The organism is Streptomyces fildesensis (assembly GCF_016107395.1).
Taxonomy (GTDB): Bacteria; Actinomycetota; Actinomycetes; order Streptomycetales; family Streptomycetaceae; genus Actinacidiphila; species Actinacidiphila fildesensis.
Genome location: NZ_JAAIKO010000053.1, coordinates 37,044 through 47,420, shown reverse-complemented (window position 1 = coordinate 47,420; position 10,377 = coordinate 37,044). Strand labels below are relative to the sequence as shown.

Sequence of the window (10,377 nt, the reverse complement as noted above, 5' to 3'; positions counted from 1 at the left end):
CGCGGTCCAGGCCGTTCTTCTCGCCGTCGATGATCCGCCGCTGCAGGCGCTCGTCGAGCGGCAGCGCGGCCAGTTCCTCCGCGCGGCCGGCCTTGACGGACTTCATGTCGACGCCCTCGAAGAGCTCGAGGAACTTCTGCAGGGGGTCGTAGCCCTCGCTGCGCCGGTCGTAGATCAGGTCCAGGGCCACATCGCGCTGCTCCTCGGTGAGGCGCGCGATCGGGAGGATCTTGCTGGCGTGCACGATCGCGGAGTCCAGGCCGGCGTCCACGCACTCGTTGAGGAAGACCGAGTTCAGCACGACACGGGCGGCGGGGTTGAGGCCGAAGGAGATGTTCGACAAGCCGAGGGTCGTCTGCACCAGCGGGTGGCGGCGCTTGAGCTCGCGGATCGCCTCGATGGTGGCGACGCCGTCCTTGCGGGACTCCTCCTGGCCGGTGGCGATCGTGAAGGTCAGACAGTCGACGAGGATGTCCGATTCGAGGATGCCCCAGTTGGTGGTCAGGTCCTCGATGAGCCGCTCGGCGATGGCGACCTTGTGCTCGGGCGTGCGGGCCTGGCCCTCCTCGTCGATCGTCAGCGCGATCAGCGCGGCACCGTGCTCGGCCGCCAGCGTCGTGATCTGCGCGAAGCGGGACTCGGGACCGTCGCCGTCCTCGTAGTTGACGGAGTTGATGACGGCCCGGCCGCCGAGCTTCTCCAGTCCGGCGCGCAGCACCGGGACCTCGGTGGAGTCCAGCACGATGGGGAGCGTGGAGGCGGTCGCGAAGCGGCCGGCGACTTCGGCCATGTCCGCGGCGCCGTCGCGGCCGACGTAGTCGACACACAGGTCGAGCAGGTGCGCGCCCTCGCGGATCTGGTCGCGGGCCATCTCGACGCAGTCGTCCCAGCGCCCTTCGAGCATGGCCTCACGGAACTTCTTCGACCCGTTGGCGTTCGTCCGCTCACCGATGGCGAGGTACGAGGTGTCCTGCCGGAACGGGACGGTCTGGTAGAGCGAGGCGGCGCCCGGCTCGGGGCGCGGGCTGCGGGGTGACAGGTCCAGGCCCCGGACGCGGTCCACGACCTGGCGCAGGTGCTCGGGGGTGGTGCCGCAGCAGCCGCCGACCAGGGACAGCCCGTACTCCCGCACGAACGTCTCGTGCGCGTCGGCGAGCTCCACCGGCGACAGCGGGTAGTGCGCACCGTCCTTGCCCAGCACCGGCAGACCGGCGTTCGGCATGCAGGAGACCTGGGTCCGCGCGTGCCGGGCCAGGTAGCGCAGGTGCTCGCTCATCTCGGCGGGGCCGGTGGCACAGTTCAGCCCGATCATGTCGATACCGAGCGGCTCCAGCGCCGTCAGCGCCGCACCGATCTCGGAACCCAGCAACATCGTGCCCGTCGTCTCGACGGTCACGGAGCAGATGATCGGGAGGCTGAAGCCGGCCGCCTTGAGGGCGCGGCGGGCACCGACGACCGAGGCCTTGGTCTGCAGCAGGTCCTGGGTGGTCTCCACCAGGATCGCGTCCGCGCCGCCCGCGATCAGGCCCGCCACGTTCTCCTCGTACGCGTCGCGCAGGGCGGCGTACGGGGCGTGGCCGAGGGTCGGGAGCTTCGTGCCGGGGCCGACGGAGCCGAGCACCCAGCGCGGCCGGTCGGGCGTGGCGAAACCGTCCGCCACCTCGCGGGCCAGCCGGGCGCCGGCTTCGGCGAGTTCGAAGATGCGCTCGGGAATGTCGTACTCACCGAGCGCGGCGAGGTTGGTGCCGAAGGTGTTGGTCTCGACGCAGTCGACACCTGCGGCGAAATACTCCTCGTGCACCGACCGCACGATGTCCGGCCGCGTGACATTCAGGATCTCGTTGCAGCCTTCCAGGTCCTGGAAGTCCTCGAGCGAGGGGTCCTGGGCCTGGAGCATGGTGCCCATCGCACCGTCGGCCACCACCACTCGGGTGGCGAACGCCTGACGCAGTGCGTCGGCTCGGGCTTGGCTGGCGAGGGTGGAGGACGACTGCGGGGCCATGGATGTACTCCCAGGAGTGCGACGGCTGTCGGCTTTACGTGCCTGGCCAGGGTAGCGGGCGCGGTGCGCGGGCCTCGAAAGAGTTCCGAGGGGTGGACGAAGGTGTCAGAATCTTCTCTGAGACTATGGGGTTCGACAATGTCGAACGGCTTGCGGAGGTTGGCGGATGCCCGGACCGATTCAGTCGCTGGCGAGGGCAGCCGCGATCCTACGGTTGCTGGCCGGCGGTGAGCGCCGGCTGGGCCTCTCCGACATCTCCTCCTCCCTGGGCCTCGCCAAGGGGACCGCGCACGGCATCCTGCGCACCCTCCAGCAGGAGGGCTTCGTCGAGCAGGACGCCGCGTCGGGCAAGTACCAGCTGGGCGCCGAACTGCTGCGGCTGGGGAACAGCTATCTGGACGTGCACGAGCTGCGGGCCCGCGCCCTGGTGTGGACCGACGATCTGGCCAGGTCCAGCGGCGAGGCCGTCTACCTGGGGGTTCTCCACCAGTCGGGGGTGCTGATCGTGCACCACGTCTTCCGCCCGGACGACAGCCGGCAGGTGCTGGAGGTGGGTGCCATGCAGCCGCTGCACAGCTCGGCGCTGGGCAAGGTGCTGGCCGCGTACGACCCGGTCGCGCACAGCGAGGCGGCCGAGAACGAGCGGCTCGCCCTCACCCCGCGCACGATCACCGACACGGCCGGCTTCGAGGACGTGCTGGAGCTCGCCAGGACCCGGGGCTGGGCGTCCGACCTGGAGGAGACGTGGGAGGGCGTGGCCTCGGTCGCTGCGCCCATCCTGGACCGGCGGCGGATGCCGGTCGGCGCGGTGGGCATCACCGGGGCCGTGGAACGGGTCTGCCAGGAGGACGGCGACATCCAGGCGCGACTGGTGGCCGCGGTACGCGACTGCGCCCGCGCCGTCTCGCGCGACCTCGGCGCCGGACGGTTCTAGGGACTCGGGTCACGATCCGGAGTCCTCAGCCCCAAGCTCTTGACGAGGAAGATATTGCAGAGAAAACTGCCGTTCGGCGGTCGACATTGTCGAACACCGGACGGGACCCGGTCCGCCTGAATGGACGTAAGACAAGGGAGTCGCGGTGTCCAACAGCCATATCTTCTTCGGCGAGACCATCGGTACCGCCGTCCTCATCCTGCTGGGCGGTGGCGTCTGCGCCGCCGTCACGCTCAAGAGCTCCAAGGCCCGCAACGCGGGATGGCTCGCCATCACCTTCGGGTGGGGTTTCGCGGTGCTCACCGCGGTGTACATCTCCTCGAGCCTCTCGGGGGCGCACCTCAACCCTGCCGTCACCGTCGGCATCGCCGTCAAGACGGGCGACTGGAACGATGTGCCGCTGTACATAGCCGGACAGATGCTCGGCGCGATGATCGGCGCGGCGTTGGTCTGGGTGGCCTACTACGGACAGTTCCAGGCGCACATGGACGACAACGAGCTGGCACCGCCGCTCGGACCGGACAGCGGTCCGGCCGGACCGGTCCTCGGCGTCTTCTCCACCGGGCCTGAGGTCCGTAACCCGGTGCAGAACCTCGCCACCGAGATCATCGGCACCGCCGTTCTCGTCCTGGCCGTTCTCACCCAGGGCCTGACGCCGGGCCTCGCACTCTCCGGAACCGGCGCCCTGATCACCGCTCTGGTGGTCGTCAGCATCGGTCTGTCACTCGGAGGGCCCACCGGCTACGCGATCAACCCGGCCCGCGACCTCGGCCCGCGTATCGTGCACAGCCTTCTGCCGCTGCGCAACAAGGGCGGCTCCGACTGGGGCTACGCCTGGATCCCCGTCGTCGGCCCGCTCGTCGGTGCCGTTCTGGCGGGCGGCCTCTACCGGCTGGCCTTCGCGTAACCCCTCCTGTCCGACCGACGCAGACCCCTTGAGGAGCACACCGTGACCGACGCACACACCGCAGGGCCGTTCATCGCCGCGATCGACCAGGGCACCACGTCCAGCCGTTGCATCGTCTTCGACCGGGACGGCCGCATCGTCTCCGTCGACCAGAAGGAGCACGAGCAGATCTTCCCGAAGCCCAGCTGGGTCGAGCACGACGCCGCGGAGATCTGGACCAACGTCCAGGAAGTCGTCGCCAGTGCCGTCGAGAAGGCCGGGATCACCGCCGAGGACGTCAAGGCCATCGGCATCACCAACCAGCGCGAGACCACGCTGCTGTGGGACAAGAACACCGGCGAGCCGGTCCACAACGCGCTGGTCTGGCAGGACACCCGCACCGACGCGCTCTGCCGCGAGCTGGGCCGCAACGTCGGCCAGGACCGCTTCCGCCGCGAGACCGGCCTGCCGCTGGCGAGCTACTTCGCCGGCCCGAAGGCCCGCTGGCTGCTGGACAACGTCGAGGGCCTGCGCGAGCGCGCCGACCGCGGCGAGATCCTCTTCGGCACCATGGACAGCTGGGTCATCTGGAACCTGACCGGTGGCCCGGACGGCGGTGTGCACGTCACGGACGTCACCAACGCCTCCCGCACCATGCTGATGAACCTGCACACCCTGGAGTGGGACGAGAAGATCTGCGAGTCCATCGGCGTCCCGATGTCGATGCTCCCGGAGATCCGGTCCTCCTCCGAGGTCTACGGCACCGCCGCCGTCGGCGTGCTGGCCGGTGTGCCGGTCGCCTCCGCGCTCGGTGACCAGCAGGCCGCGCTGTTCGGCCAGACCTGTTTCGCCGAGGGCGAGGCCAAGTCGACGTACGGCACCGGCACCTTCCTGCTGATGAACACCGGCGAGAAGGCCGTCAACTCCTACAACGGCCTGCTCACCACCGTCGGCTATCGCATCGGTGACCAGAAGGCCGTCTACGCCCTCGAGGGCTCCATCGCCGTCACCGGCTCGCTGGTGCAGTGGATGCGCGACCAGATGGGCATCATCAAGAGCGCCGCCGAGATCGAGACCCTGGCGAGCTCCGTCGACGACAACGGCGGCGCGTACTTCGTGCCCGCCTTCTCCGGTCTGTTCGCCCCGTACTGGCGCGACGACGCCCGCGGTGTGATCGCCGGCCTCACCCGTTACGTCACCAAGGCGCACCTGGCCCGCGCGGTGCTCGAGGCCACCGCCTGGCAGACCCGCGAGATCGTCGACGCGATGAGCAAGGACTCCGGCGTCGAACTGGCCGCGGTCAAGGTCGACGGCGGTATGACCTCCAACAACCTGCTGATGCAGACCATCGCGGACTTCGTGGACGCCCCCGTCGTCCGTCCGATGGTCGCCGAGACCACCTGCCTGGGCGCCGCCTACGCGGCCGGTCTCGCCGTCGGCTTCTGGCCCGACACCGACGCACTGCGCGCCAACTGGCGCCGGGCCGCCGAATGGACCCCCCGGATGGACGCGGACAAGCGCGACCGCGAGTACAAGAACTGGCTCAAGGCCGTCGAGCGGACCATGGGCTGGATCGAAGAGGAGAACTGATCAGAATGTCTTCCACCCTGCAGAGCGTCCCCACCCTCGGGACGCACCCGACCGCCGGCACCGACCCCAGCCGATCCGAGACCAGGGAGCTGCTCAGCCACGCCACGTACGACCTACTGGTGATCGGCGGCGGCATCCTCGGCACCTCGGTCGCCTGGCACGCCGCGCAGTCCGGGCTGCGGGTCGCGATGGTGGACGCCGGCGACTTCGCCGGCGCCACCTCGTCGGCATCCTCCAAGCTCGTCCACGGCGGGCTGCGCTACCTGCAGACCGGCTCGGTCAAGCTGGTCGCCGAGAACCACCACGAGCGGCGGGTGCTGGCCAAGGACGTGGCTCCGCACCTGGTCAACCCGCTCACGTTCTACCTGCCGGTGTACAAGGGCGGCCCGCACGGCGCCGCCAAGCTCGGTGCGGGGGTCTTCGCGTACTCGGCGCTGTCCGCCTTCGGTGACGGTGTCGGCCGGGTCATCTCCCCGGCGAAGGCCGTGGCCGACAACCCGGGCCTGCGCACGGCGAACCTCAAAGCCGTCGCGGTCTACCACGACCACCAGATGAACGACTCGCGGATGGCCGTCATGACGGTCCGCGCGGCCGTGGAGTCCGGTGCCGTGGTGCTGAACCACGCCGAGGTGACGGGGCTGCGCTTCACGCACGGCAAGGTCACCGGCGCGGAGCTGCGCGACAAGCTGGACGGGACGGAGTTCGGGGTGAGCGCCCGGCTGGTGCTCAACGCCACCGGGCCGTGGGTCGACCACCTGCGGACGATGGAGGACAAGGGCTCCTCGCCCAGCATCCGGCTGTCCAAGGGCGCGCATGTGGTGATGAAGCGGAAGGTGCCGTGGAAGGCCGCCATGGCCACCCCGATCGACAAGTACCGCATCACCTTCGCCCTGCCGTGGGAGGACCAGCTGCTGCTGGGCACCACGGACGAGGAGTACACCGGCGACCCGGCGGACGTCCGGGCGACCGAGGCCGACATCCAGCAGATCCTGGACGAGGCCGCGTTCTCCGTGAAGGACGAGCACCTGGACCGGGACCTCATCACCTACGCCTTCGCCGGGCTGCGGGTGCTGCCGGGCGGGCCCGGCGGCGTCGAGTCCGCCAAGCGGGAGACGGTCGTCTCCGAGGGCCGCGGCGGGATGCTGTCGGTGGCGGGCGGCAAGTGGACCACCTACCGGCACATCGGCCGCACGGTGATGAACAAGCTCGCGAAGCTGCCCGGCGGGCCGCTCGGCGAGGACATGGAGCCGCAGAAGCTGCTCCCCCGGCGGATGCCGCTGCCGGGCCTCGCCAACCCGAACGCGGTCGCCCACCGGCTGCTGGTGGACCGCGACCCGGGCATGCGGATGGACCCGCTGACGGCGCGTCACCTCGCGAGCCACTACGGGTCGCTGTCGTTCGACATCGCCCGGCTCGTCAACGAGGACCCGACGCTCGGTGAGCGGATCCACGAGGACGGCCCGGAGATCTGGGCGCAGGTCGTGTACGCCCGCGACCACGAGTGGGCCCAGACGGCCGACGACGTGCTGCGCCGCCGCACCACGCTGACGGTGCGCGGTCTGGACACCGAGGCCGTCAGGACCCGGGTCGAGGACATGCTGGCCCGAAGGGCCTGATCCGTCCGGCGGTACACGGCACACGGCAGCGGAACGGCCGGGTGAGCGGGGATTCCCCGTTCGCCCGGCCGTTCGCGCGTCGCGCCGCCCGGTCCGCGGATCATGCGCTCCAATGCGGGTCGCGGCCGGAGAGCGCGAGGGCGCGTTCGAGATCGGTGGCCGGGCCGGTGAGTTCGACGGGTTCGGCGAAGCCCTTGTACTGGCGGTACATCTCGGCCTGCTGCTCGACGGCGGCGAGCACCACGGCGGCGGTCTCCTCGTCGGTGCGGAACTCCTGGCCGACGGTCTTCGCGACGTCCCAGCCGTGCAGCACCAGCTCGAGCAGGAGCATCGCGGCGATGTCGGCGGCGGGCATCTCGGCCCCGCCCATGTCGATACCGCCCTCCCACGCCTCGGGCCGGGCCCAGGCGGCGAGCGCGCGGTCGAGCTGCGCCGCGTACGCCTCGGCCCACTCCGGGTCCGCGGTGAAGTCGTGCTCGGTGAGCTCCTCGGGGAGGGTGGTGCGCAAGGCGCGGTGCTCCAGGCCGTGGGAGGTGTAGAGCACCCAGTGGTTGATCAGCGTGCGGGCGTCGAACTCCGGGCACGGGGTCGGCGCGGTGAGGTGTTCCGGCGTGATGGTGCGGGCGATACGGGCGGCTTCTGCGGCGCTGCGGACCAGCTGCGGATGAATGTTCATGAATCCCACGGTAGATCCGCGGCCGGGGCCCGTATTGAACAAACGCGACAGCTCAGAGGTCCTAGGCTGGCCGGATGACGACCCCGGAGATGGGGCGGGGAGTGCTGCGTCCCGCCGTGGCGGCCACCCAGTTCGAACTGCTGCGGGAGGAGCCGGCCGAGGCCGTCGCCCCGTACGTGGAGTTCTACTGGATCGTGCGCTGGGATCTGCGCGGCCGGCCGCCGCACGAGCAGAAGGTCCTCTCGCACCCCAATGTGCATCTGGTCTTCGAGAAGCCCGAGACCGCGGTCTACGGGGTGCAGCGCGGGGTCTTCACCCGGGTGTTGCGCGACCGCGGCCAGGTGCTGGGCATCAAGTTCCGGCCCGGCGGTTTCCGCCCGCTGCTGGGGTCGCCGGTCGCGGACCTCACCGACCGGTCGGTGCCCGCCGCGGAGCTGTTCGGGCCCGCCGTCACCACCGCGGAGCGGACGATCCTCGGGGCGTCCGACGTATCCACCATGACCGCCACCGCGGAATCGCTCCTCCTGAGCCTGCTCCCCGGCCCGGACGCGGCCCCTGACCCGGTCACGGCGGAGGTCGCCGCCATGGTGGAGCGGATCACCGCCTCCCCCTCCCTGTTCCGCGTCGACGAGGTCGCGGACGACCTCGGAATCTCCGTCCGCAGACTCCAGCGGCTCTTCGCCGAACATGTCGGCGCCAGCCCCAAGTGGGTGCTGCGCCGGGCCCGGCTGCACGAGGCCGCCGCCCGTGCCGACCAGGGCGTGGGCATCGACTGGGCGGCCCTCGCCGCCGACCTCGGCTACAGCGACCAGTCCCACCTGACCCGGGACTTCACCGCCACGGTGGGCGCCTCCCCGGCCCGTTACGCGGGCGAGTAGGCCGGAGCCGGAGACCGTCTGCGCAGGGAGTCCGCGCGCCGGCCCGTCCGGGGGCATAATGGCCGGATACATCGGAGGTCTGGCGGCGGGTAGCGGGACCAGGACAGGGGGAGGTCGCGATGGCGGTCACCGACGAGGCGATCGAGAAGATCAAGGAAATGATCGTCTCAGGGGCGCTGCGGCCCGGCGACCGGCTGCCGAAGGAGAGCGAGCTCGCGGCTGAGCTGGGGCTTTCGCGCAATTCGCTGCGCGAGGCGGTGCGGGCGCTGTCGCTGATCCGGATCCTGGATGTGCGGCAGGGCGACGGCACCTATGTGACGAGCCTGGATCCACAGCTGCTGCTGGAGGCGATGAGCTTCGTGGTGGACTTCCACCGCGACGACACCGTGCTGGAGTTCCTGGCCGTCCGGCGGATCCTGGAGCCGGCCGCGACCGCGATGGCGGCGCTGCGCATCCCGGGGCCGGAACTCGACGTGCTCCAGGGGAAGCTGGACGCGCTCGGCCCCGAGCCCTCCGTCGAGGAACTGGTCGCCTCCGACCTGGAGTTCCACCGCGGCATCGTGCAGGCGTCGGGGAACTCGGTGCTCTGCTCGCTGCTCGACGGGCTGTCCGGGCCGACCACCCGGGCCCGCGTCTGGCGCGGCCTCACCCAGCAGGACGCGGTGAGCCGCACCCTGCACGAGCACCAGGCGATCCTGTCCGCGCTGCGCGACCGTGACGCGGAGGCCGCCCGCTCCTGGGCGACCGTGCACATCGCGAGCGTCGAGCAGTGGCTGCGCTCCACGCTGTAGGACGCGTCAGACGGGCGCGGGCAGCGGGATGTCCTCGTCGAGCAGTCCGCGCTCCACGAGGGCGCTCCACAGCCCGTCGGGGATCTCGTACGTGAAGAGCGCGGCGTTGTCCCGGACCTCCTCCGGGCTCGCCGCGCCGACGACCGCGGAGACCACCGACGGGTGCCCGAACGGGAAGCGCAGCGCGGCCGCCCGCAGCGGGACACCGAACTCCGCGCAGACGGCCGCGATGTCGAGGGCCCGGCGCACCAGCTCGGGCGGCGCCGCCGCGTAGTTGTACGGGGCGCCGGGCCGGGGGTCGGCGAGCAGCCCGGAGTTGTAGACGCCGCCGACGACCACGGCGGTGGAGCGCTCGGCGCACACCGGCAGCAGGTCGTCGTAGGCGGTGCGCTCCAGCAGGGTCCAGCGGCCGGCGCAGAGCACCACGTCGACGTCGAGGTCGGCGACGAGCCGCGCGAGCACCCCGCTGTCGTTCATGCCGAAGCCGATGGCTCCCACCAGGCCCTCGTCGCGCAGCGCGGCGAGCGCGGGGAAGCCGGTCGCGTAGACCTCCGGCAGGTGGTCCTCGACATCGTGCAGATAGACGATGTCGACATGGTCGGTGCCGAGCCGCTCCAGGGAACCCTCCAGCGTGGCCCGGATCCCGTCGGCGGTGAAGTCCCACTCACGGGCGCGGGCCGGTGTGTCGACGAAGCCCTGGCCGTCGGTCCGCTCCCCCGGGGCCAGCGGCCGCAGCCGGCGGCCGACCTTGGTGGACAGCACGTACGAGGAGCGCGGCCGGCCGGCGAGCGCCCGGCCGAGGCGCTCCTCCGACAGGCCGAGGCCGTAGTGCGGGGCGGTGTCGAGGTAGCCGCAGCCGAGGTCGAGGGCGGCCGCCGTGACGGCGGCCGCGGTCGCGTCCGGCATGGCCCGGTACAGATTGCCCAGCGGCGCGCAGCCGAGGCCCAGGCGGGGCAGTGGCGGTACGGGCATGTGTCGGTCCTTGTCGTCGCGTCGGCCGGCCG

Annotated in this window: 9 protein-coding genes; 6 read left to right on the top strand and 3 right to left on the bottom strand. The window is 71.1% G+C overall.

Annotated features, from left to right (window positions below; genetic code table 11):
• Positions 1–2,002, bottom strand: a 2,002-nt coding sequence (locus tag C6N31_RS37650) for a homocysteine S-methyltransferase family protein (RefSeq protein ID WP_198359256.1), incomplete at its 3' end; no start/stop codon positions are given.
• A 166-nt stretch (positions 2,003–2,168) separates the two neighbouring features.
• Here C6N31_RS37650 and C6N31_RS37645 point away from each other — a divergent pair.
• From C6N31_RS37645 to C6N31_RS37630, 4 genes are all read left to right on the top strand, one after another.
• Positions 2,169–2,936, top strand: a complete 768-nt coding sequence (locus C6N31_RS37645; protein ID WP_138354795.1) for an IclR family transcriptional regulator — start codon at positions 2,169–2,171, stop codon at positions 2,934–2,936.
• Between the two features lie 145 nt (positions 2,937–3,081).
• Positions 3,082–3,843, top strand: a complete 762-nt coding sequence (locus C6N31_RS37640) for an MIP/aquaporin family protein (RefSeq protein WP_138354794.1) — start codon at positions 3,082–3,084, stop codon at positions 3,841–3,843.
• A gap of 42 nt (positions 3,844–3,885) precedes the next feature.
• Positions 3,886–5,412, top strand: a complete 1,527-nt coding sequence (glpK, locus tag C6N31_RS37635) for a glycerol kinase GlpK (RefSeq protein ID WP_138354793.1) — start codon at positions 3,886–3,888, stop codon at positions 5,410–5,412.
• Between the two features lie 5 nt (positions 5,413–5,417).
• A complete protein-coding gene (locus C6N31_RS37630; RefSeq protein ID WP_138354792.1) occupies positions 5,418–7,028 on the top strand; it encodes a glycerol-3-phosphate dehydrogenase/oxidase in 1,611 nt (536 codons plus the stop codon).
• A gap of 100 nt (positions 7,029–7,128) precedes the next feature.
• Here the strand turns inward: C6N31_RS37630 and C6N31_RS37625 are convergent, their stop codons facing one another.
• Entirely contained in the window at positions 7,129–7,704 is a 576-nt protein-coding gene (locus C6N31_RS37625) for a TIGR03086 family metal-binding protein (protein ID WP_138354791.1), read from the bottom strand.
• A gap of 74 nt (positions 7,705–7,778) precedes the next feature.
• Between C6N31_RS37625 and C6N31_RS37620 the strand changes: the two genes are divergently transcribed.
• Together C6N31_RS37620 and C6N31_RS37615 are read left to right on the top strand one after the other, a co-directional pair.
• Positions 7,779–8,582 (top strand): helix-turn-helix domain-containing protein, encoded by an 804-nt coding sequence (locus tag C6N31_RS37620; RefSeq protein ID WP_198359255.1) that lies wholly within the window; start codon positions 7,779–7,781, stop codon positions 8,580–8,582.
• A 119-nt stretch (positions 8,583–8,701) separates the two neighbouring features.
• Positions 8,702–9,373, top strand: coding sequence for a FadR/GntR family transcriptional regulator (locus C6N31_RS37615; RefSeq protein WP_138354790.1), 672 nt, complete (start codon positions 8,702–8,704; stop codon positions 9,371–9,373).
• 6 nt (positions 9,374–9,379) lie between these two features.
• On the opposite strand, the gene C6N31_RS37610 is transcribed toward C6N31_RS37615, so the two are convergent.
• Positions 9,380–10,345 (bottom strand): aldo/keto reductase, encoded by a 966-nt coding sequence (locus C6N31_RS37610; RefSeq protein WP_198359254.1) that lies wholly within the window; start codon positions 10,343–10,345, stop codon positions 9,380–9,382.
• Positions 10,346–10,377: the final 32 nt, after the last annotated feature.

Excerpts from the sequence above, each read along its gene's own strand:
- C6N31_RS37645 (WP_138354795.1), top strand. The coding sequence starts at position 2,169 with ATGCCCGGACCGATTCAGTCGCTGGCGAGGGCAGCCGCGATCCTACGG.
- C6N31_RS37630 (WP_138354792.1), top strand. The coding sequence starts at position 5,418 with ATGTCTTCCACCCTGCAGAGCGTCCCCACCCTCGGGACGCACCCGACC.
- C6N31_RS37625 (WP_138354791.1), bottom strand. The coding sequence starts at position 7,704 with ATGAACATTCATCCGCAGCTGGTCCGCAGCGCCGCAGAAGCCGCCCGT.
- C6N31_RS37620 (WP_198359255.1), top strand. The coding sequence starts at position 7,779 with ATGACGACCCCGGAGATGGGGCGGGGAGTGCTGCGTCCCGCCGTGGCG.
- C6N31_RS37615 (WP_138354790.1), top strand. The coding sequence starts at position 8,702 with ATGGCGGTCACCGACGAGGCGATCGAGAAGATCAAGGAAATGATCGTC.
- C6N31_RS37610 (WP_198359254.1), bottom strand. The coding sequence starts at position 10,345 with ATGCCCGTACCGCCACTGCCCCGCCTGGGCCTCGGCTGCGCGCCGCTG.